This is a genomic window from Kribbella polygonati (assembly GCF_050320105.1).
GTDB lineage: Bacteria > Actinomycetota > Actinomycetes > Propionibacteriales > Kribbellaceae > Kribbella.
On record NZ_CP190129.1, the window covers coordinates 1,880,413 to 1,901,743 of the forward strand.

At 69.3% G+C, this 21,331-nt stretch carries 24 protein-coding genes; 15 read left to right on the plus strand and 9 right to left on the minus strand.

The window, feature by feature from the left end:
- Positions 1–6 precede the first annotated feature (6 nt).
- Positions 7–1,221 (minus strand): S8 family peptidase, encoded by a 1,215-nt coding sequence (locus tag ACQHIV_RS08845; protein ID WP_427892987.1) that lies wholly within the window; start codon positions 1,219–1,221, stop codon positions 7–9.
- A gap of 149 nt (positions 1,222–1,370) precedes the next feature.
- Complete coding sequence (locus ACQHIV_RS08850; protein ID WP_427892988.1) at positions 1,371–1,826, minus strand: DUF6194 family protein; 456 nt, start codon at positions 1,824–1,826, stop codon at positions 1,371–1,373.
- A gap of 71 nt (positions 1,827–1,897) precedes the next feature.
- Here ACQHIV_RS08850 and uvrC point away from each other — a divergent pair, with 71 nt between their 5' ends.
- Genes uvrC through ACQHIV_RS08865 form a run of 3 tightly spaced genes read left to right on the plus strand, consistent with a single transcriptional unit; the run spans position 1,898 to position 5,724 of the window.
- Complete coding sequence (gene uvrC / locus ACQHIV_RS08855; RefSeq protein WP_427892989.1) at positions 1,898–3,922, plus strand: excinuclease ABC subunit UvrC; 2,025 nt, start codon at positions 1,898–1,900, stop codon at positions 3,920–3,922.
- 6 nt (positions 3,923–3,928) lie between these two features.
- A complete protein-coding gene (gene rapZ / locus ACQHIV_RS08860; protein ID WP_141860527.1) occupies positions 3,929–4,795 on the plus strand; it encodes an RNase adapter RapZ in 867 nt (288 codons plus the stop codon).
- On the plus strand, positions 4,792–5,724 hold the full coding sequence (locus ACQHIV_RS08865; RefSeq protein WP_427892990.1) for a gluconeogenesis factor YvcK family protein: 933 nt from the start codon (positions 4,792–4,794) through the stop codon (positions 5,722–5,724). Before rapZ ends, ACQHIV_RS08865 begins: the two co-directional genes overlap by 4 nt.
- On the opposite strand, the gene ACQHIV_RS08870 is transcribed toward ACQHIV_RS08865, so the two are convergent.
- Both ACQHIV_RS08870 and ACQHIV_RS08875 read right to left on the minus strand, forming a co-directional pair.
- Positions 5,717–6,469 carry a hypothetical protein gene (locus tag ACQHIV_RS08870; RefSeq protein WP_427892991.1) on the minus strand — a complete coding sequence of 251 codons (753 nt, stop codon included), beginning with the start codon at positions 6,467–6,469 and terminating at the stop codon, positions 5,717–5,719. The two genes, ACQHIV_RS08865 and ACQHIV_RS08870, sit on opposite strands and share 8 nt — an antisense overlap.
- Positions 6,466–6,972: a SigE family RNA polymerase sigma factor gene (locus tag ACQHIV_RS08875; protein WP_427892992.1), complete on the minus strand. Its 507-nt coding sequence runs from the start codon at positions 6,970–6,972 to the stop codon at positions 6,466–6,468. Before ACQHIV_RS08875 ends, ACQHIV_RS08870 begins: the two co-directional genes overlap by 4 nt.
- 126 nt (positions 6,973–7,098) lie before the next feature.
- On the opposite strand from ACQHIV_RS08875, the gene whiA reads away from it, so the two are divergent.
- From whiA to ACQHIV_RS08915, 8 genes are all read left to right on the plus strand, one after another.
- Entirely contained in the window at positions 7,099–8,082 is a 984-nt protein-coding gene (gene whiA, locus ACQHIV_RS08880) for a DNA-binding protein WhiA (RefSeq protein ID WP_167211148.1), read from the plus strand.
- 207 nt (positions 8,083–8,289) lie between these two features.
- The gene (gene gap / locus ACQHIV_RS08885) at positions 8,290–9,294 is read left to right on the plus strand and encodes a type I glyceraldehyde-3-phosphate dehydrogenase (protein ID WP_427892993.1); all 1,005 of its coding nucleotides are present in this window, start codon (positions 8,290–8,292) and stop codon (positions 9,292–9,294) included.
- A 70-nt stretch (positions 9,295–9,364) separates the two neighbouring features.
- Complete coding sequence (locus ACQHIV_RS08890) at positions 9,365–10,558, plus strand: phosphoglycerate kinase (protein WP_427892994.1); 1,194 nt, start codon at positions 9,365–9,367, stop codon at positions 10,556–10,558.
- 5 nt (positions 10,559–10,563) lie between these two features.
- On the plus strand, positions 10,564–11,370 hold the full coding sequence (tpiA, locus tag ACQHIV_RS08895; RefSeq protein WP_427892995.1) for a triose-phosphate isomerase: 807 nt from the start codon (positions 10,564–10,566) through the stop codon (positions 11,368–11,370).
- Entirely contained in the window at positions 11,367–11,600 is a 234-nt protein-coding gene (gene secG / locus ACQHIV_RS08900) for a preprotein translocase subunit SecG (RefSeq protein ID WP_184832277.1), read from the plus strand. Before tpiA ends, secG begins: the two co-directional genes overlap by 4 nt.
- 16 nt (positions 11,601–11,616) lie before the next feature.
- Positions 11,617–11,976 (plus strand): RNA polymerase-binding protein RbpA, encoded by a 360-nt coding sequence (locus tag ACQHIV_RS08905; protein ID WP_209695430.1) that lies wholly within the window; start codon positions 11,617–11,619, stop codon positions 11,974–11,976.
- 82 nt (positions 11,977–12,058) lie between these two features.
- Complete coding sequence (locus ACQHIV_RS08910) at positions 12,059–13,033, plus strand: SMP-30/gluconolactonase/LRE family protein (RefSeq protein WP_427892996.1); 975 nt, start codon at positions 12,059–12,061, stop codon at positions 13,031–13,033.
- Positions 13,034–13,042: 9 nt separating this feature from the next.
- Entirely contained in the window at positions 13,043–13,903 is an 861-nt protein-coding gene (locus tag ACQHIV_RS08915) for an LLM class flavin-dependent oxidoreductase (RefSeq protein WP_427892997.1), read from the plus strand.
- A gap of 57 nt (positions 13,904–13,960) precedes the next feature.
- Here ACQHIV_RS08915 and ACQHIV_RS08920 read toward each other — a convergent pair whose 3' ends face one another.
- A complete protein-coding gene (locus ACQHIV_RS08920) occupies positions 13,961–14,164 on the minus strand; it encodes a cold-shock protein (protein ID WP_134100749.1) in 204 nt (67 codons plus the stop codon).
- 422 nt (positions 14,165–14,586) lie between these two features.
- Between ACQHIV_RS08920 and ACQHIV_RS08925 the strand changes: the two genes are divergently transcribed.
- Positions 14,587–14,862, plus strand: a complete 276-nt coding sequence (locus ACQHIV_RS08925; RefSeq protein ID WP_427892998.1) for a protealysin inhibitor emfourin — start codon at positions 14,587–14,589, stop codon at positions 14,860–14,862.
- Here ACQHIV_RS08925 and ACQHIV_RS08930 read toward each other — a convergent pair.
- The gene (locus ACQHIV_RS08930; RefSeq protein ID WP_427892999.1) at positions 14,859–16,304 is read right to left on the minus strand and encodes a beta-N-acetylhexosaminidase; all 1,446 of its coding nucleotides are present in this window, start codon (positions 16,302–16,304) and stop codon (positions 14,859–14,861) included. The two genes, ACQHIV_RS08925 and ACQHIV_RS08930, sit on opposite strands and share 4 nt — an antisense overlap.
- A complete protein-coding gene (locus ACQHIV_RS08935) occupies positions 16,301–17,527 on the minus strand; it encodes an MFS transporter (protein ID WP_427893000.1) in 1,227 nt (408 codons plus the stop codon). The genes ACQHIV_RS08930 and ACQHIV_RS08935 overlap by 4 nt, the downstream gene beginning before the upstream one ends.
- A 48-nt stretch (positions 17,528–17,575) precedes the next feature.
- Here ACQHIV_RS08935 and ACQHIV_RS08940 point away from each other — a divergent pair, with 48 nt between their 5' ends.
- Together ACQHIV_RS08940 and ACQHIV_RS08945 are read left to right on the plus strand one after the other, a co-directional pair.
- Entirely contained in the window at positions 17,576–18,250 is a 675-nt protein-coding gene (locus tag ACQHIV_RS08940; RefSeq protein WP_427893001.1) for a CGNR zinc finger domain-containing protein, read from the plus strand.
- 170 nt (positions 18,251–18,420) lie between these two features.
- On the plus strand, positions 18,421–18,837 hold the full coding sequence (locus ACQHIV_RS08945) for a VOC family protein (RefSeq protein WP_325035707.1): 417 nt from the start codon (positions 18,421–18,423) through the stop codon (positions 18,835–18,837).
- 46 nt (positions 18,838–18,883) lie between these two features.
- Here the strand turns inward: ACQHIV_RS08945 and ACQHIV_RS08950 are convergent, their stop codons facing one another.
- Positions 18,884–19,609, minus strand: coding sequence for a phytanoyl-CoA dioxygenase family protein (locus tag ACQHIV_RS08950; protein WP_427893002.1), 726 nt, complete (start codon positions 19,607–19,609; stop codon positions 18,884–18,886).
- Between the two features lie 69 nt (positions 19,610–19,678).
- Between ACQHIV_RS08950 and ACQHIV_RS08955 the strand changes: the two genes are divergently transcribed.
- On the plus strand, positions 19,679–20,485 hold the full coding sequence (locus tag ACQHIV_RS08955) for a helix-turn-helix domain-containing protein (protein ID WP_427893003.1): 807 nt from the start codon (positions 19,679–19,681) through the stop codon (positions 20,483–20,485).
- On the opposite strand, the gene ACQHIV_RS08960 is transcribed toward ACQHIV_RS08955, so the two are convergent.
- Entirely contained in the window at positions 20,451–21,311 is an 861-nt protein-coding gene (locus tag ACQHIV_RS08960; RefSeq protein ID WP_427893004.1) for a DinB family protein, read from the minus strand. The genes ACQHIV_RS08955 and ACQHIV_RS08960 overlap by 35 nt on opposite strands.
- Between the last annotated feature and the right edge of the window lie 20 nt (positions 21,312–21,331).

Below are 21,331 nucleotides of genomic sequence, written 5' to 3' on the forward strand. Positions count from 1 at the left end.
GTGGGATCAGGACTGGTCAGCGGCCCCGACGTACAGCAACTTGTTCGGCGAACCGGTGCCCGGGTCGCCCACCTTGTCCGCGGTCGAGTTGGCGACCAGCGCCTTCGCGACATCGGCCGGTGTGGCGTCCGGGTGGTCGGCCAGGTAGAGCGCGATGCCGCCCGCGACGTGCGGGGTCGCCATCGACGTACCGCTCATCTTCGCGGTCGCGTCCGGGCCGGTGATGCCGACCGACGTGATGTCCACGCCCGGGGCGAACAGGTCCACGCACTTGCCGAAGTTCGAGAACTCCGCGCGCTGGTCCTGGTCGTCGGTGGCGCCGACCGTGATCGCCGACGGCTCCTTGGCTGGCGAGCTCTGGCAGGCGTCCGCGTTGTCGTTGCCGGCGGCAACGGCGTAGGTGACGCCGGCGTCGACCGACGCCTTCACCGCGGCGTCCAGCGCGTCGTCCGCGCCACCGCCGAGGCTCATGTTCGCGACCGCGGGCTTCTTCGCGTTCTTGGTGACCCAGTCGATCCCGGCCACCACGGACTCGGTCGAGCCGGAGCCCTTGCAGTCCAGCACCCGGACCGCGATCAGCTTCGCGGCCTTCGCCAGCCCGTACGTCGTACCGCCGATGGTGCCGGCCACGTGGCTGCCGTGGCCCATGCAGTCGACGCCGTTCTGGCCGTCGCCGACCGTGTCGGTGCCGACCGACGCGCGGTCGCCGAAGTCGTTGTGCTTGGCGTAGATGCCGGTGTCGATGATGTAGACGTTCACGTTCTTGGCGTCCGTCGACGGTGTGTACTTCTTGTCCAGCGGGAGATCCCGCTGGTCCGCGCGGTCCAGGCCCCACGGCGGATCGTCCTGGGCGACGGTGATCTTCTGGTTCTGCTGGACGTACGCGACGCGGGAGTCGCCGGCCAGCTTCTTCGCCTGGTCCTCGGACATGTTCGCCGAGAAGCCCTTGATCGACGCGTCGTACTGGTCCTTGACCTTGACGTCGTAGCTCGCCGCCAGGCTCTGGGTCGCGACCCGGGTCCGTGCCCGCGTGGTCTGGCTGGAGAGGACGACAATGTAGCTGCCGGGGATCGCGTTCGGGTTGCCGGCGCCGCGGATGCTCACCGGTGCGGGCTGTGCCGCGGTGCTGCCGGTGGCAGCGGTGACGATGCCGGTGACGGCCAGCGCGGACGCCGCTACGACACCCAATAGTGCGCGTGGTCTGCTAAGGGAAGGGGACATGGGCGGAACTCCCTCGAGTCAACGCAAGGCCTTGTTGCCTCACGCAAAGGACCTGCGCATCTACCCTTGTCCACAAGTAAGACAGCTCGCCCATCCCAGCCGGGGATAAATCTCGACTTATGAGCCAACCCGAAACAGGACCGCAATCTTCAGCTCGTTTGCCGGTTCTGCTGGTTGGAGTACTTCCTGACCGCGAAGCCGTACGCCTCCTCGACCAACGGCATGATCTGGTCCGGACCGGTCGGGTTCACGATCGCCACCCAGTGCTGGGAGGCGTAGAACGGGTGTGGCATCAGTACGTCGCGGGCGGCGTAGTCGTAGCCGGAGTCGAGCACCCAGTCGGCGTCGCGTTCGGTCGGCACCGGGCCGAACAGTTCGGCGTATGTCGCCTTGGTGAGGCCGAGGTTGAGCCGCCACGCGCCGGGCTGGTCGAGGTCCGACACCTTCTCGTAGTGGTCGCCGGTGACAATGGTGGCGAAGGGCTGCTGCCGTTCCGGCGGCAGGTCGTTGGCCGGGTCGTACAGGTAGAAGAGGTCGTCCTGGGCCTCGAGCACCCGGACACCGTCGTACGCGCGGATCGTCCGATCAACATCTGCGAATCTCATACCTTCAAGTCTGTCATTGAACCGCCCTGAGAAACTCTGGGTTTGTCGGTGGGCCGAACTAGGGTGGTTGGGTGGCTGATCCGTCCTCCTACCGTCCCGCTCCGGGTTCGATTCCCGACTCGCCTGGCGTCTACCGCTTCAGCGACTCCGCCGGCCGGGTGATCTACGTCGGCAAGGCGAAGAACCTGCGCGCCCGGTTGTCGTCGTACTTCCAGGATCTGGTGAACCTGCACCCGCGGACGCAGGCGATGGTGACGACCGCCTCGAAGGTCGAGTGGACCGTGGTCGCCACCGAGGTCGAGTCGCTGCAGCTGGAGTACTCCTGGATCAAGGAGTACGACCCGCGCTTCAACGTGAAGTACCGCGACGACAAGTCGTACCCGTGGCTCGCGATCACCCTCAACGAGGACTATCCGCGGGTGATGGTCGGCCGCGGCCAGAAGAAGAAGGGCGTGCGGTACTTCGGTCCGTACAGCCACGCCTGGGCGATCCGCGAGACCGTTGACCTGCTGCTCCGGGTGTTCCCGATGCGCTCGTGCAGCAAGGGCGTCTTCAACCGGCACCGGCAGATCGGCAGGCCCTGCCTGCTCGGGTACATCGGCAAGTGCGCGGCGCCCTGTACCGGTCAGGTGTCGCAGGAGGAGCACCGCAAGATCGTCGACGACTTCGCGGCGTTCCTGTCCGGGCAGACCGCGACGTACGTGCGCCGGCTGCAGAAGGAGATGCAGGCCGCGGCCGCCGAGCTGGAGTACGAGCGGGCCGCCAAGATCCGCGACGACCTGTCCGCGCTGGACAAGGCGCTGGCCAAGAACGCGGTGGTCCTCGGCGACGGTACCGACACCGACGTGATCGCGCTGAGCGAGGACCCGCTCGAGGTCGCGGTGCAGATCTTCTACGTCCGCGGCGGCCGAATCCGCGGTGAGCGCGGCTTCATCGCCGACAAGGCCGACGGTACGGCGACCACCGGCGACCTGGTGTCACGGTTCATCCAGCAGACGTACGCCGGGGACTCGGGCGACGCGATCCCGCGGGAGATCCTGGTGCCGACGATGCCCGAGGACGCCGACGCGCTGACCGTGTGGCTGGAGGAACTGCGCGGCGCGCGGGTGTCGATCCGGGTCCCGCAGCGCGGCGACAAGAAGGCGCTGATGGAGACCGTGGAGCGGAACGCGCTGCAGACGCTGACCATGCACAAGACCAAACGCGCCAGCGACCTCACCACCCGGAACCAGGCGCTCGAGGAGATCCAGGCGGCGCTCGACCTGCCGGAGGCGCCGCTGCGGCTGGAGTGCTACGACATCTCGAACCTGCAGGGCACCGAGGTGGTGGCGTCGATGGTCGTGTTCGAGGACGGCCTGCCGCGCAAGAGCGAGTACCGGCGCTTCGTGATCAAGGGCGTCGACGGGCAGAACGACGTCGCCTCGATCGCCGAGGTGCTGACCCGCCGCTTCAAACGCCTGCTCGACGAACGCGCCACGCTCACCGAGGACGACGACCCGAACGCTGCCCTGGTCGATCCCGAGACCGGTCGGGCGAAGAAGTTCGCGTATGCGCCGGGGCTGGTCGTGGTCGACGGCGGTCCACCCCAGGTGGCGGCGGCCCGGCAGGCGATGGACGAGCTGGGCGTCGGCGACATCCCGGTCGTCGGCCTGGCCAAGCGGCTGGAAGAGGTCTGGGTGCCCGACGAGGAGGACCCGCTGATCTTCTCCCGGACATCCGAAGGCCTGTACCTGCTCCAACGTCTCCGCGACGAGGCACACCGGTTCGCGATCACCCACCACCGCAACCGGCGGTCGAAGTCGATGGTCGAGAGCACCCTCGACGAGGTCCCAGGTCTCGGTGAGGTGCGGCGTAAGACGTTGCTGCGCCATTTCGGCTCGCTCAAGAAGTTGCGCAGTGCCACCGTCGGCGAGGTGGCGGAGCTGCCCGGTTTCGGCCCGCGGCTGGCGGAGTCCGTCGTACTGGCGGTTAACGCTGCTGCAACGAAGGCGGAAACCGGCCGTGCTCCGGCGGTCAACACGGCGACAGGCGAGATACTGGGCGACGACGTCCCGGCGCCTGCCGAGGCGCCCGACGGGGATGCAGGGGAGAACTGAGAACAGATGGACGACACGGGCGGCAACCTGATCATCGTGTCCGGGATGTCGGGCGCGGGCCGGAGTTCGGTCGCCGACGTACTGGAGGACCTCGGCTGGTTCGTGGTGGACAACCTGCCGCCGATGTTCCTGACCACCATCGTGGAGCAGGTCGTCGGGACCGGCGCGGCGCCGCGGCTCGCGGTCGTCGTGGACGTCCGTACCGGCCTGTTCTTCGACGAGCTGAGCTCCGCGATCCACGACCTGCGGCTGAAGGGGTACCGGCCGCTGACGCTGTTCCTGGAGGCGTCCGACGACGTGATCGTGCGCCGGCAGGAGAGCGTCCGCCGGCCGCACCCGCTGCAGGGCGAGGGCCGGCTGCTGGACGGCATCCAGCGCGAGCGCGAGCTGCTCGGCGACATCCGGGCCGGCGCCGACCTGGTGATCGACACCTCCAGCCTGAACATCCACCAGCTGGCCGCGAAGATCGTGAACGCGTTCGGCGACGAGGAGAACGCCGAGCTGCGGGCGACCGTGGTGTCGTTCGGGTTCAAGTACGGCATCCCGGTCGACGCCGACGTGGTCGCCGACATGCGGTTCATCCCGAACCCGTACTGGCAGCCGGACCTGCGCCCGATGACCGGGCAGGACAAGCCTGTGTCAGACTTCGTGCTCGGCCATCCGCTGGCCCAGCAGTTCCTCGAGAACTACGTGGACGTGCTGGACACCCTGCGGACCGGCTACCTGAACGAGGGCAAGCGCTTCGTCACCGTCGCGATCGGCTGCACCGGGGGTAAGCACCGCAGCGTCGCGATGGCCGAGGAGATCGCCCGCAGGCTGCGCGAGAAGGGCTCACCGACGTTGGTGGTACACCGGGATCTAGGTCGCGAGTGACGAGGGTCGTCGCGCTCGGCGGCGGGCACGGGCTGGCGGCCTCGTTGTCCGCGCTTCGGCATGTCACCGACCAGCTGACCGCGGTGGTCACGGTCGCCGACAACGGCGGCTCGTCCGGGCGGCTGCGGCGCGAGCTCGGCGTCCTCCCGCCGGGCGACCTGCGGATGGCGCTGGCCGCGTTGTGCCGGGACGACGAGTGGGGCCGGACCTGGGCCGACGTACTGCAGCATCGCTTCCGCAGCAACGGTGAGCTGCACGACCACGCGGTCGGCAACCTGCTGATCGTCGCGTTGTGGGAGCTGCTCGGCGAGGCGGTCGACGGACTCGACTGGGTCGCCCGGCTGCTCGGCGCGGAGGGCCGGGTGCTGCCGATGTCCGCCGTACCGCTGGACATCACCGCGCGGGTGCTCGGCCTGGACCCGGAGCACCCGGAGGCGATCGCCGAGATCCGCGGCCAGGCCGAGGTGGCGTCCACCGACGGCCACGTGGTCGACGTCGCGCTCGACCCGGCCGACCCGCCGGCCTGCCCGGAGGCGCTGATCGCGATCGCGGAGGCCGACTGGGTCGTGGTCGGCCCGGGTTCCTGGTTCACGTCGGTGATCCCGAACCTGCTGGTCCCCGAGCTGTGCCGCGGCCTCGAGCAGACCAGCGCCCGCCGCCTGCTCACGCTGAACCTCGGCGAGCAGAAGGGCGAGACCGCCGGGTTCTCGCCCGAGACCCACCTGGAGGTCCTGGCCGGCCACGCCCCGGACCTCCGGATCGACGTCGTCCTCGCGGACGTCGGTCACGTGCCCGACCCCGAGTCCCTGCGTCGTACGGCGCAGTCCCTCGGAGCCGAGCTCGTGATCGCCGACATCGCCGACGACGACCGCGACCTCCACCACGCACCCGACAAGCTCGCCAAGGTGTACCGGGAGATCTTCAGCTAGCTGGCAGCACGAGCCGCCGCTGCAGGACGCGTCGACCGACGTCGTCGTACCCACGCACCGACGCGGTGGGTCCGTCCGGGGCGAAACCTCCCTGACCGAAGGTGAAGAAGCCGTCGCGCCCGACCAGGCCGATCCGCAGGTACCTGCCGTCGGGCGTGTCAGCGACCACCCGGGCGAGGTCCGCCGGGCCCCGGACCTGGTTCGTCCACAGCGGCAGCGGTTCCGCACCGCCGCGGTTCTCGAGGTCGTGCCGCATCAGCGAGACGTGGCCGCCGCCTTCCTGCTCGCACCCGGCGCCGACGGTACGGTCCGGGGACAGGAGTACGGCGTAGAACCGTTCGCCCTGACCTGTCTTGAGCGCGACCCTCCAGGTGGTGTCGATCGGTCCTGCCTTGTCCCACGCAGCAGCCAGTATGTCGACGCGTGCACAGCGCAGCAGAATGTCGTCGTCCGTGAGCGGACTGACCGGAGGCGCGGGCAGAATGACCTTGCCGCTGGCCACATCGACGGTCTGCACGAAGCCGGGCGTGGGCGCCGCCGGGGTGGGGTCGGCCCGCTGTTCCGGCCACGTGCTCACGGCGCTGATGGCTGCCGCCGCCACTACTGCGGTCGACGCAAGGACGGCGACACGGCGCCGCCGTACCGACCTTCGGCCACGTTCGACCAGCTCGCCGACGTCGGTCGTCAGCGGCTGGTCTGAGTCGTCGGCGGCCCCGGCCAGGAGGTGTTCGATGTCGTGGCTCACGTGGCGCTCCGTTCTGGGTGGTCGAGGAGTTCGCGGAGGCGGGCGAGGGCTCGGGAGGTCTGGCTCTTCACGCCACCGGTGCCGATGCCGAGGACGTCCGCGGTCTGTTCGAGGCTGAGGTCGGCGTAGTGCCGCAGTACGACGCACGCTCGTTGGCTCGGTGGCAGCGCGGCCAGGGCCTGTACGACGAACAGCCGGTCGTCGATCGTGCCGGCCGGATCGAGCAGGGGAGTGTCGTGCTCGTCCGTGTCGCCGAGGTGTTCACGGCGCCAGGGCCGACGGGCCTGGTCGAGTACGGCGGTCACCAGGCACTTGTGCGCGTAGCCGTTGAGGCCTTGCGTACGGTCGATCCGGTGCCAGCGGCGGTACACCTTCACCAGTGCGTCCTGGGCAGCGTCCTCGGCGCGATGCCAGTCGCCGCACATCAGGTACGCCGTACTGCGCAGCCGACGGATCGTCGACGCCGCGAACTCGGTGAACTCGGCTTCGTCCGATGCCTTCATGCGCCTCCTCCCGGATTGTCGTCGAGGTAACGGGGCCACCGGCGCGGAAGGTTGCAACGTAACCGCGGCGCTCGCGGCCCGTTGGGACCTCCGAGGGTCTTTGACATGGGTGGGAGGATGCTTTCTATGGCGATGACAGCACAGGTGAAGTCCGAGCTGACCAGCATTCAGGTCACGAAACCGTGTTGCCGCAAGGCAGAGGTCTCGTCGATCCTGCGGTTCGCCGGCGGGCTGCACCTGGTGTCCGGACGGATCGTCGTGGAGGCGGAGCTGGACAGCGGCGCCGCGGCCCGGCGGCTGCGTAAGGACATCGCCGAGATCTTCGGGCACCCGTCGGATGTCGTGGTGATCTCCCCGTCCGGCATCCGCAAGCAGACGAAGTACGTCGTCCGCGTGGTCCGCGACGGTGACGCGCTCGCCCGGCAGACCGGCCTGGTGGACAACCGCGGCCGTCCGGTCCGCGGCCTGCCGCCGGCGGTCGTGTCCGGTGCGTCCTGCGACGCGGTGGCTGCCTGGCGCGGTGCGTTCCTGGCGCACGGTTCGCTGACCGAGCCCGGCCGGTCGTCCTCGCTCGAGGTGACCTGCCCCGGCCCGGAGGCGGCGCTGGCACTGGTCGGCGCGGCCCGGCGGCTCGGCATCGGTTCGAAGGCGCGCGAGGTCCGCAACGTCGACCGCGTGGTGATCCGCGACGGCGACGCGATCGGCGCGCTGCTGACCCGGCTCGGCGCACACGAGTCCGTGCTGGCGTGGGAGGAGCGCCGGATGCGTCGCGAGGTACGGGCGACCGCGAACCGGCTGGCGAACTTCGACGACGCGAACCTGCGCCGCTCGGCCCGCGCCGCGGTCGCCGCCGGCGCGCGGGTGGAGCGGGCGCTGGAGATCCTCGGCGACGACGTACCCGATCATCTGCAGGTGGCCGGCAAGCTCCGCCTGGAGCACAAGCAGGCCAGCCTCGAGGAGCTCGGCCAGCTGCACGAACCGGCCCTCACCAAGGACGCCGTCGCGGGCCGCATCCGCCGCCTGCTGGCGATGGCCGACAAGCGCGCCGCCGACCTCGGGATCCCGAACACGGAGGCCAACCTGACCCCGGAGATGCTCGACCCGGCCTGACCTCCGGGCCACCAGCTGGTCAACTGGTATACACCTGGCAGCCCCGGAGCATTCCGGGGCTGTTTCATGTCCGGGTGGTCTGCTCGGAAGACTACCGGCGGGTCACGGTGGTCTGATGTGGACGCTACCAGTTGGCCAGGTGGGCTGTTGGGCTAGTGTTCGGAATGTAGCGGCAGTGAAAAGCCAGTTCAGAGGAGACGTAGTCCCGTGACCGTACGCGTAGGTATCAACGGCTTCGGCCGCATCGGCCGTAACTTCTTCCGCGCCGTGCAGGCGTCCGGTGCCGACATCGAGGTCGTCGCCGTCAACGACTTGACCGACAACCAGACCCTCGCTCACCTGCTGAAGTACGACTCGATCCTGGGCCGCTTCCCGGGTGAGGTCTCCGCCACCGACGACGAGATCACCGTCGCCGGCCACAGCTTCAAGGCCTTCGCCGAGCGCGACCCGGCCAACCTGAAGTGGGCCGACGTCGGCGCCGACGTGGTGATCGAGTCCACCGGCTTCTTCACCGACGCCACCAAGGCCAAGACGCACGCCGACAACGGCGCCAAGAAGGTCATCATCTCCGCCCCGGCGAAGAACGAGGACCTGACCGTGGTGATGGGTGTGAACCACGAGCTGTACGACGCGGACAAGCACACCGTGATCTCGAACGCGTCCTGCACCACGAACTGCCTGGCCCCGATGGCGAAGGCGATCCACGACGCGTTCACGATCGAGCAGGGTCTGATGACCACGATCCACGCGTACACCCAGGACCAGAACCTGCAGGACGGCCCGCACAAGGACCTGCGTCGCGCCCGCGCCGCGGCCCTGAACATCGTGCCGACCTCGACCGGTGCCGCGAAGGCGATCGGCCTGGTGCTGCCGGAGCTCAAGGGCAAGCTGGACGGCTACGCGCTGCGCGTCCCGACCCCGACCGGTTCGGCCACCGACCTGACCGTGAACGTCGGCCGGGAGACCTCGGTCGAGGAGGTCAACGCCGCCGTCAAGGCCGCGGCCGAGGGCCCGCTGAAGGGCTTCCTGAAGTACACCGAGGACGAGATCGTCTCCACCGACATCGTCACCGACCCGGCCTCCTGCATCTTCGACGCCGGCCTGACCAAGGTGCTCGGCAGCCAGGTCAAGGTCGTCGGCTGGTACGACAACGAGTGGGGCTACTCGAACCGCCTCGTCGACCTGGTCAACCACGTCGGCGCCTCGCTCTGACGACTGCCCACTTGCCTGCGTCCGGAGAAGCTCTTCGGACGCAGGCTCGTTCGATTGAGGAAGCTGAACTGTGAAGACCATCGAAGATCTCGGCGACCTGGCCGGCCAGCGGGTACTGGTCCGGTCCGACCTGAACGTGCCGATCAAGAACGAGGTGATCGGCGACGACGGCCGGATCCGCGCCTCGCTGCCGACCCTGGTCAAGCTGGCGAAGGCGGGCGCGAAGGTGATCGTCACCGCCCACCTCGGCCGCCCGAAGGGCACGCCGAACCCGGAGTTCACGCTGGCCCCGGTGGCCAAGCGGCTCGGCGAGCTGCTGCAGCCGGAGGGCATCACCGTGCACTTCGCCACCGATGTCACCGGTGACGCGGCCCAGTCCGCCGTACAGGATCTGGACGAGGGCGAGGTCCTGCTGCTCGAGAACGTGCGGTACGACCCGCGCGAGGAGAGCAAGGACGAGGCCGAGCGTGGCGCGCTGGCCGAGGAGCTCGCGGCGCTCGCGGACGTGTTCGTCAGCGACGGCTTCGGCGTCGTGCACCGCAAGCAGGCCAGCGTGTACGACGTGGCCCGCAAGCTCCCGCACGCGGCCGGCGGCCTGGTGCTCGCCGAGGTCGACGTACTGAAGAAGCTCACCGAGGACCCGGCCCGGCCGTACGTCGTGGTGCTCGGCGGCGCGAAGGTGTCGGACAAGCTCGCGGTGATCGACAACCTGCTCGCGAAGGCGGACAAGCTGCTGATCGGCGGCGGCATGGTCTTCACGTTCCTCAAGGCCCAGGGCCACGAGGTCGGCAAGAGCCTGCTCGAGGAGGACCAGCTGGATGTGGTCCGCGGCTACCTGAAGGAGGCCGGCGACAAGATCGTGCTGCCGACCGACATCGTGGTGGCGCCCGAGTTCAAGGCCGACTCCCCGGCGACCGTGGTCGCGGCCGACGCGATCCCGGCCGACCAGCTCGGACTGGACATCGGCCCGGACTCCGGCAAGGCGTTTGCCGCCGAGGTCGCGGACGCGAAGACCGTGTTCTGGAACGGCCCGATGGGCGTTTTCGAGATGGCGGCGTTCGCCGGCGGAACCAAGGCCGTCGCACAGGCGTTGACCGAGGTGGACGGCCTGAGTGTCGTCGGCGGCGGTGACTCCGCGGCCGCCGTCCGGCAGCTAGGCTTCGCCGACGACGCGTTCGGCCACATCTCCACCGGTGGCGGGGCGTCGCTCGAATACCTGGAGGGCAAGGAGCTCCCGGGTCTCGCCGTACTGGAAGAGGACTGACACCGATGGCAGAGGCTGCCCGGACGCCGTTGATGGCGGGCAACTGGAAGATGAACCTGAACCACGTCGAGGCCGTGCACCTGCTGCAGAAGCTGAGCTGGACGCTGCAGGACAAGAAGCACGACTTCGACCGGGTCGAGGTGGCGGTGCTGCCGCCGTTCACCGACATCCGGAGCGTGCAGACGCTGGTCGACGGCGACCGGATGAAGATCAGGTACGGCGCCCAGGACGTGTCCACCAAGGACTCCGGGGCGTACACCGGCGAGATCTCGGCGTCGATGCTCACCAAGCTCGGCTGTACGTACGTGCTGACCGGGCACTCCGAGCGCCGGCAGTACCACGCCGAGGACGACGCGACGGTGAACGCCAAGACCACGAAGGCGCTGGCGGCCGGGCTGATCCCGATCGTCTGCGTCGGCGAGGGCCTGGAGATCCGCAAGGCCGGCGAGCAGGTGCCGTACACGCTGGCCCAGGTGGACGGCGCGCTGGCCGGGCTGAAGCCGGACGACGTCCGCAAGCTGGTGATCGCGTACGAGCCGGTCTGGGCGATCGGTACCGGCGAGGTCGCGACGCCGGAGGACGCGCAGGAGGTGATCTCCGCGATCCGGGGCCGGCTCGAGGAGACGATTTCACCCTCGGTCGCCGACTCGGTACGGATTCTTTACGGCGGATCGGTGAAGATGGCCAGTGCAGGTGGCATCATGGCCCAACCGGATGTCGACGGTTGCCTGGTCGGAGGCGCGAGCCTGCAGGCCGACGAGTTCGCCGGCATCTGCCGTTACCTGGACCTTCAGTTAGGCTACTCCTCGTGATTCTCGCTTTCTCGATCGTCGTGATCGTCTGCAGCCTGTTCCTCACGCTGCTCGTACTGCTGCACAAAGGCCGCGGTGGCGGCCTCTCGGACCTGTTCGGTGGCGGTGTGTCGTCCAGCCTGGGCGGCTCGTCGGTCGCCGAGCGGAACCTGGACCGGATCACCATCGGTGTCGGTCTGGTCTGGTTCGCCAGCATCGTCGCGGTCGGCCTGCTCTACAAGCTCGGCTGAGGGGGAGTAGGTTCCCGTGGCTGGTGGTGGCAGTGCGATTCGTGGCAGCCGGGTCGGTGCCGGGCCGATGGGCGAGGCGGAGCGCGGCGACACCGCGCCCCGGCAGCGCATCGTGTTCTTCTGTGCGAACGGGCACGAGACCGCGACCTGGTTCGCGGTCGAGGCGGCCATCCCGGAGGAGTGGGACTGTCCACGGTGCGGTCTGCCGACCAGCACCGATGTAAACAACCCGCCTCCGCCGCCGAAGATCGAGCCCTACAAGACGCACCTGGCCTATGTGAAGGAGCGCCGCTCCGAGCAGGAGGCCCAGGAGATCCTCGGCGAGGCGCTCGAGAAACTCCGCGCCCGGCGCGCCCGGGGCGAGGTCATCTACTAGCAGCATCCGGTACAGCCCGGCCGTCCTCGGCCGGGCTGTACCGTTTGTGGCGGAGTGCTCGCAGCGCGCTAAGGTCGGCGGCATGAAGTCCTCGATCTCTCCGGTCCGCTGGACACCGCCGCCCGCGCCGCCGGTGCGGCACCCGAAGAACGTCGACGTCGAGGTCGTCGAGCTGCCGGGCGCCGGCCCCGAGGACACGTTGATCGACGCCGACGGCAGCGTCCTCACCGGCCTGTACGACGGCCGCATCCTGCGCGTCTCCGCGGACGGCCGGACCATCAGCACGCTCGCCGACACGGGCGGCCGTCCTCTCGGGCTGGAGTGGCTGCCCGACGGCAAGGTGCTGATCTGCGACGCGAACCGCGGGCTGCTGACGCTCGATCAGGACAACCGCGTCACGACCCTGCTGTCCGAGATCGACGGCCGCCCGATGCGGTTCTGCAACAACGCCGACGTCACCGCGGACGGCACGATCTACTTCACCGACTCCTCGACCCGGTTCGGCATCGACGAGTGGATGGCGGACCTGCTCGAGCATTCGGCCACCGGCAGCGTGTACCGGCGTACCCCTGACGGCGAGGTCACCCGGCTCGCGACCGGGCGCGCGTTCCCGAACGGTGTGGCGCTCAGCGCGGACCGGCAGTCGCTGTTCTGGGCCGAGACCGCGACGTACGGGCTCTACAAGCTCGACCTCACGACGGACGGCGCCGAGCCGGTGCAGGTCGCCACGATCCCCGGCCTGCCGGACAACATCGCGCGCGGGTCGGACGGCCTGATCTGGGTGGCCGTCGGCTCGCCGCGGAACGCCGTACTCGATCTGCTGCTGCCGAAGCATCCGGCGTTCCGCAAGCTGGTGTGGTCGTTGCCGGACGCCCTGAAGCCGAAGGCCGCCGACATCATCGAGATCCAGGCGTACGACGAGACCGGGACGCTGGTCCACGACCTGCGCGCGAAGCACCCCGCGTTCCACATGCCAACCGGCGTCCGCGAGCGCGACGGCAAAATCTGGCTGGGCAGCATCGGCACCAGTTCCCTGGCCACCTTCCCGACGCCGTAGGCTCACCGCATGCGTTTCGGGATTGCGATTCTTCCGGAGTACCGGTGGCGGGATGCTGCGCGGCGGTGGCGGGAGGCGGAGGGGTACGGGTTCGATCATGCGTGGACGTACGACCATCTGACCTGGGCCGGGTTGCAGGACTCGCCCTGGTACGGGACGACGCCGACGCTGACGGCGGCCGCGACGGTGACGTCGACGATCAAGCTCGGCACGTTCGTGACCTCGCCGAACTTCCGGCATCCGCTCGCGCTGACCCGGGAGATCCTCGCGATCGAGGACGTGTCCGACGGCCGCTTCCTGTGCGGGATCGGCGCCGGCGGCAGCCTGGACGCGACGATCCAGGGCGGCCCGGACCTGACGCCGCGGCAACGCCAGGACCGCTTCCAGGAGTTCGTGCAACTGCTCGACATCCTGCTGACAACGGACGGCGTGGACTTCAAGGGCGAGTACTACGAGACCCGCAACGGCCGCACGCTGCCGGGCTGCATCCAGCAGCCCCGGGTGCCGTTCATCCTGGCCGGCAACGGCCCGCGCTCACTCCGCTTCGCCGCCGAACACGGCGACGGCTGGATGACCACCGGGGGAGCGGGCGACGACCTGGACAGCTGGTTCCGGTCGGTGGCCGACCTCAGCCACCGCCTCGACGACCTCGTCGAAGGTCGCCCCTTCGACCGCTACCTGTCCCTCGACACGGCGGTCTACGCCCTGTCCAGCCCGGCAGCCTTCGAGGACGCCGTAGGCCACGCGGCCGCCCTCGGCTTCACCGACGTCATCACCCACTGGCCCCGCGCCGAAGGGGTGTACGCCGGCTCCGAGGACGTCCTGGAAACGGTCGCCGGCGAAGTGATCCCGAGACTGCGCCGAGCATGACGAAGGGGCCGCACGCCGGTCGGTGTGCGGCCCCTTCGTTGTGTGCTGGAAGGGCGATCAGATCGCGCGGATGTTCTCCGCCTGCAGGCCCTTCTGGCCCTGGGTGATCTCGAACTCCACGCGCTGGTTCTCGTCCAGCGAGCGGAAGCCCGACATCTGGATGGCCGAGTAGTGCGCGAACACGTCCGCGCCACCGTCATCCGGGGTGATGAAGCCGAAGCCCTTGTCAGCGTTGAACCACTTGACAGTACCGACAGCCATTTGTCTATCTCCTCGATGGCTATTAACAATCCGTGGCCCACACCTCATGGACCACGCGTCGCCGAAAGGCCCCAGACGACAGACCGGCCATGCAGCACAGCAAAGTCAGGGAGTCCAAAACTGCAACGCCATAACTGTAGCCGTTCTGCGGCGCGATGGTAGGGGTGACCACAAACACGTGTCGCTGATTGTCGCGACTCGCTACCCTCCGTGGTCGGTGGATCCGGGGCATCCCGGGGCCTGCCCCGAACCGTAAATCGGGCGCCGACCTGCTGTTTCGCGGGTGGCGCCGGTACGGCAGATTGGCAACGTCGGACAATTGACCGGTACGCCGGGTGATGGACGCATGATTCTGATCGAATTTCCCGGCGTGTCGCGCGGCTGTGGACAGTTGCAGGAAGTGCAACACCAAGGAGACGGAAATGATAGTGACAGTGACACGGAGTGGTGGTTTCGCCGGGCTGACCAAGCACGGGGAGCTGGACACCGAGGGGCAGCCGGACGCCGACCGCGTCGAGTCCGCCGTGCGTGCGCTGGCCGCCAAGGACCTCGGCTCGGGCCGGCCGCAGCCGGACCGCTACGTGTACCGGCTGGAGGTGCGTGACGGCCAGGGCGCGGCCGCCACGCAGCACACCGTGGCAGAACAGGACGTGGACCCGACCACGGCCTGGCTGCTCGGCCGGGTCCTCGACCACTAGGCCCAGTCGATCTCCGGCGCCCGGTAGAAGTTGACGCCGAGGACCTCCCAGCGCGGCCCCTGCTCGGCCAGCCGGCTCTTGTACGCCGTCCAGTCGAGCGCGTCCTCCGCCGACCAGCCGAGCTCCGCGATGCCGGGCAGCCGCGGGAACACCATGAACTCGACCTTCGGCAGGTCGTCGAGGGTCTCCGTCCACAGCGGCGCCTCGACGCCGTCGATCGCGCTCGCGGGCACGTTCGGGATCAGCGTGGCCGGGTTCCAGTTGTACGACTGCTCGACGCTGACAAGTCCCGCCCAGTCGAGGCCGAGCGGCGTCTCGGCGTCGTACTTCATGTCCAGGTACGCCCGGTTCGCGGGGGAGAGCACCAGCGTCGCGCCCTGCTCGACGGCCTTCACCGCGAGCGCCTGCGCCTTCTCGTCCTCGGTGCCCCAGTACTGCACCACGGTCCCGGCCGGCAGCGGGGCGTCCGCGATCTCGTGCCAGCCCATCACCCGCTTGCCCTGCCGCACGACCAGCTCGGCCGCCTTCGGTACGAAGGTCAGGTAGTCCTCGTGCGGCGTCGAGTGCGCCTCGTCGCCGCCCAGGTGTACGACGTCGGCGGGCGTCTGCTCCGCGACCTCACGGAACACGTCGTCCAGGAACTCGTACGTACGGTCCAGGTCGACCGTCAGTGTGCTGAAGCCGACCTCGGTCTCGGTGTAGAGCTTCGGCGCGACCCCGTCCGCGTTCAGCTCCGGGTACGACGCCAGCGCCGCGTTGGTGTGCCCAGGCGTGTCGATCTCCGGTACGACGGTGACGTACTGCTCCTCGGCGTACCGGACGAGCTCGGCGTACTCGTCCTTCGTGTACGAGCCGCCCGTACCACCGCCCACCTGCAGGCTGCCGCCGTACTCGCTGAGGCGCGGCCAGGAGTGCACCTGGATCCGCCAGCCCTGGTCGTCGGACAGGTGCAGGTGCAGCCGGTTGATCTTGTAGAGGGCGATCAGGTCGATGACGTGTTTGACCTGGTCGACGGTGAAGAAGTGCCGCGTGACGTCGAGCATCACGCCGCGGTACCCGTACCGCGGGGCGTCCGTGATCGACGTACCGGCGATCTCCCACGGCCCGTCCTGCTGGGTGGCGGCCTCGGCCTTCGCGGGCAGGAGCTGGCGGAGCGTGGTGACACCGCGGAACACGCCCTCGGCGGTGCCCGCCGTGATCGTCACGCCGGTCGCGTCGGCGCGAAGCTCGTACGCCTCGCCATCCTGGGCGCCCTGCGTGGAGAGCGTGATCGTGCCGGCGCCGTCCTCGACCGGGAGCGCGTAGCCGGTCGAGCGGCGGAGCCTGGCGGCGAGCTGGTCGGCGATCGGCCGGGCAGTGGAGTCGGTGCCGATGGTGGCGTCGGGCGGCAGCGTGAAGGTCTGGTCGGGAAGGGCCTGCTGCGCCGTGGGCTGCGGAATCATGATCGTGAGTGTTCGCGGCCCACGCCGGTTACGTCAAGAGGCTTCAATATCGCCGAGGGGTCGTTCGCGCGTCGTCGAGTCAGCAGGGGCTCGCTCAACATCACAAGAGCCGCAGCCGCGGTCAGCAGCCCGCCCACGAGCGCCACAGCTCGTACGGACGTGTGGTCGATCAGCGCGCCACCTACGAAGGCTCCTGCCGCGATCCCGACGTTGAACGCCGAGCTGGTCCCGGCCGACGCGATGTCGGTGCTACCAGGCGCAACGTGCAGCGTCCGGCTCTGGGTGGCGACCGCTAGCCCGCTGAACGCGAGCCCGATCAACGCGATCAGAGCGACAGTCACGACCTGCACCTGGCCCAGCGCGAACAGCAGGAACAAGCAGACCGTCAGCAACCCCAACGGGATCACCACGGCACCCCACGGGTACCGATCGAGCACCCGCCCGACGATCAACGTGCCGGCCAACCCGCCGGCCCCGCTCGCCATCAGCATCGGCCCGAGCGCACCAGGCGTGAACCCGGTGATGTCCAGCAGGAACGGCGTGACGTACGTGTTGAACGTCAGGAACCCGGTCACACCGACCGCCGATGTGACCAGCAGTACGACGTACCGCCTGCGGTCGGGAGCGCTGCCCCGCCGCGACGGGCTGTCCGCGACCTCGGTCCGCGGCAGCAGGACGACGACGCCGACGCAGGCGGCCGCGCCGAGCACGGTCATCACCACGAACGGCACCCGCCAGCCGGCTTGTTCGCCGAGCCAGGTGCCGAGCGGGATGCCGAGGATCGGCGCGAGCGCGGTACCGATCGCGAGCCGCGCGACCACCCGGCCGCGGAACTCCGGCGGGAACAGGCTCGTCGCGATCGGCGGCGCGATCGACCAGAACAACGCCTGCGACAGGGCGATCACGAGCCGCGCGGCGAACAGCAGCTCGTACGACGGCGCGGCCGCGGAGAGCGCGGTGGCGACGGTGAGGACCCCGAGCGTGCCGGACAGCACGAGCCGGCGGGGGAGGTGGTGGGTGAGACGGGCGAGTGGGAGGGACGCGAGTACGACGACCGCGGCGTACCCGGTGACGAGGAGGCCGACCTGCGAGCGCGAGCGGTGCAGGTCGTCGGCGATCACGGTCAGCAGACCGATCGGGAGCACCTCGATGGTCACGAACGAGAAGGTCGAGACGCCGAGCAGCACCAGAGCGGCGGTCGCTCGACGGGACGAGAGGGGCATGGGTCACCTGATCCCGGCATGAGTAGGGTTACTGGTAGCGTCTCACCTATGGCCGACAGGTTTCACGGGGAGTTCCGCATCGTGGCCGGGCACCCCGCCCTCGACCTGGTGAACACCGTCACGCCGCGGCTGCGCGGCGGCGAACCGGAGCACGACTACCTGACGTCGGCGGCCGAGTTGCTCGCCTGGAGTCATCGCGTCGAGCTCGTCGACACCCGCGATCTCAGCTCGGTCGAGGGCACCTGGCGGACCACGCCGGAGCTGGCCGCGAAGGCACTCCGCGCCACGCTCGAGATCCGCGAGGCGACGTACGACGTACTCGCGAAGCGTGCGGACGGCGCGGTGGTCGCGGCCGACGGGGTCAAGCGGAGCACGGGTTCCGCGTACGAGCGCTTGATGTTGCGGTGGTCGGCGGCGGCCGCGCGGTCGATGCTGATCCCGGACCGGACCCGCGAGCGCGGGGTGGCCGAGCTGGTCATCGGTACGTCGCCGGCACAGCTGATCCCGGACCGCCTGGTGGTGGCGGCGGTCGAGCTGGTGCGGACGGTCGACCCGCGGCAGCTGAAGGCGTGCCCGGTCGACGACGGCGGCTGCGGATGGCTGTTCCTGGACCGGAGCCGGAACGGTTCGCGGCGCTGGTGCGCGATGGAGGACTGCGGTACGCGGGTCAAGATCCGCAAGCTCGGCGAGCGCCGGCGCGCTACCGGCGTACCAGCTCTTTAGTGGTAGTAATACCGTCAGCTACAGGCTCACTACGCGAGAACGCGTGTCGAAAGGTGCGAAGTGTCCTCGCGACCTGTCATCGTAGGCGGCCGGGCCTTCCGACCAAGAGGGCCTTGGCCCGTCCTGCCCCACCGCGGAGCAGGGTGTACGAAACAGGATGTGGAGGACAGATGACGCAGGTGGCAGAGCAGCCGGGCAGTACTGCCGGGCGGCTCGGCTCGGTGGTCCTGGACTGCCCGGACCCACTCGAGCTCGCCCAGTTCTACTCGGCGCTGCTGGGGCTGGACATCGACGAGAACGGCGACGAGGACTGGCGGAGCCTGACCGGCCCGGGTTCCTCGCTGGGGTTCTCGACGCTGGCCTTCCGGCGTTCGGAGGAGTACGTGCCGGCCACCTGGCCGGGCACCGAAGCGCAGGACCTTCACCTCGACCTGATCGTCGAGGACATCTCCAGCGGTCATGCGACGGTCGTCGCCCTCGGCGCCGAGCCGCTCGACCCGCTGGATCCGCCGCCGGCCGAGAACGCCCGCGGCTGGCGGATCTACGCCGATCCCGCGGGGCATCCGTTCCGGATCTGCCTCGAGTAAGTCACCGACCGAAGGGCCCGTCGCACCAGACGGGCCCTTCGTCATGTCAGGCGCTGAAGTGCCTTGCGGGGTCGTACTGCGGGACCTGCTGGTAGCTGTTCACGCCGGGCTTCCCGCGCAGGTGGAACGCGCTCGGGTACGGCGTCTCCGGGTCGGTGATCCGCGTCGACGTCGGGATGTACCGGATGGTCAGCCCGCAGCGCCGGTTCGGGGAGGTGTTCGCGTTGCTGCCGTGCACGATGTTCGGGTGGTGCACCTCGACGTCGCCCGGCGCCAGCACCATGTCGACGGCCTTCGCCTCGTCGACCTCGACCGCGATCTCCTTGCCGAGCACGCTGTCCACGTCGGTGTTGTCGCGCATCGTCAGGACGTCGGAGCGATGGCTGCCCGGGATCACGCGCACACAGCCGTTCTCCGGCGTCGAGTGGTCGACGGCCAGCCAGAGCGTCACCACCTCCATCGGGTCGAGCGGCCAGAACGCGGCGTCCTGGTGCCACAGCACCGGCTGACCGGAGTACGGCGGCTTGGAGATGTAGTGCGAGGCGAACAGCGCGATGTCCGGCCCGATGAACTTCTCGGCGATGTCGACCAGCCGGTCGTCGCTCACCAGCCGGACCCAGAACGGGTCGTCGCGCAGATAGACGTGCCCGAGCTGCTCGGGCCGTACGTCGGGGTGCCGGGCCTGCAGCCACTCGACATGATCGTTCACTTCCTTGATCAGGTCGTGGTCGATGACGTCACGGAAGATCGCATATCCATCGGTTTCGAACATGACTCAAGCGTGCGCAATCTGCTGAGGATGTACTAGCAGAGGTGCGACCGGAATTTGTACTGTGTTGATGTGGAACAGGTCCTGCGGTTCGAGGCGCACGCGTTCGGCCGGCCCTATCACGCGGCCCGCGTGCGGATCCCGGCCCGTGCCCGGGACACCGAACTGCACACCCATGCGGACTTCCACGAGTTCATGGGCGTGGTGTCCGGCCGCGGCGAACACCTGCTGACCACCGGCGTCGCGCAGCTGCGGGCGGGCGACGTCGTACTGGTCCGGCCGAGCGACCGGCATGCCGTGCGCGGCTCCGCGCCCGACGGGTTGGAGTTCGTCAACGTCGCGTTCCCGAGCTCGCTCTGGCAGGGCTTCCTCGATCTGACCCGTACCTCGCGCGGCCCGATCAGCGTCCACCGGCCGGACGCGATCCCGGTCTTCGAGCACGCACTCGCCCGCTTCCAGGACGCGCCGACGACGTACGATCTGCTGCGCTTCTGGACCGATCTCCTCGACCTGCTCGTCCCGCACGACACCGGCGGCCCCGGCGTACCGGACTGGCTGGCGAAGGCGTGTACGGCGATGCGCGCCGAGGAGAACCTCCGCGGGGGAGTCCCGCGACTTCTCCGGCTGGCGGGCGTCAGCGCCGCGCATCTGTCCCGCACCATGCAGGCGGCGTACGGCGTGACCCCGACGGCCTTCGTCACCGACCTGCGCCTCGAGCACGCCGCATCCTTGCTCGCGGCAACCAGCACCTCGATCTCCGGCATCGCCACCCGCTGCGGCTTCAGCAGCCAGTCCTACTTCACCCGCTGCTTCACCACCGCGCACGCCCTGACCCCGAGCGAGTTCAGGCACCGCTCCCAGCGCGCGTTCGTGCCGTGAGGTAGTCGGCGACCTCCTGCTGTTCGAAGAACTCCGCCCAGCCGGGGACGTCGACGTCGTACTGCGTGTCTTTCAGTGAGAGGTCCGCGCCGCGGTCGATGAGGAAGCGGAGGGTGTCGAGTTCGCCGGTGCCGGCGGCGAGGTGGGCCGCGGTCATGCCGCCCGAGGTGCGTTCGTTGACGCCGAAGCCGCGGTCGGCGAGGTGCCGTACGACGTCCCAGCGTTGCGCCGCGGCCGCCTCCGCGAGCAGGGCGGGGCGATCGGCCGGGGTGAGGTCCCCGGCGAGGGCCGCCGGGAACGGGTCCTCGGCGCGCACCCCACGGTAGAAGTCGCGGACCGTGCCGACCTCGGCGCCGTGGTGGATCAGTTCGTCGATGATGTGCAGCGCGAAGGAGGTGCCGTCGTTGTCGCCGTACGGCCCGGCGATCGGGCCCATCGCGCGGTCGAGGTCGTCCTGGCTGAGCGCGGCGAGACGTCCGCGCCAGATCTCGTACGCCCGGTCCAGAGCGGCCAGCGCCTCCGAGGCCGACCCGGGTACCGGCGGCGGCTCCTCGGTCGCGGTGTGCCCGAACCAGGTCGCCGTACGTTCGGCCTGGAGGATGTCGACGAGGTGCGTGATCCGCCATGCGACAGTCGTGAACGGGGCCGGCGCGGGCGGGAGCCGGGACCCGTCGGCGACGTACCCCTCGGCGGTCTTGCGCACCGACCAGCAGCCGTCGAACGGTTCCCAGAAGTACTCGTCGTCGGTCAGCCCCTCGACGCGCTGCCGCAACCGTTGCCAGGCGAAGTCCGAGAGGTCCAGGAGGTTCTGCGAGAGCGTCGTCATGTCCTCACCGTAGGACGACC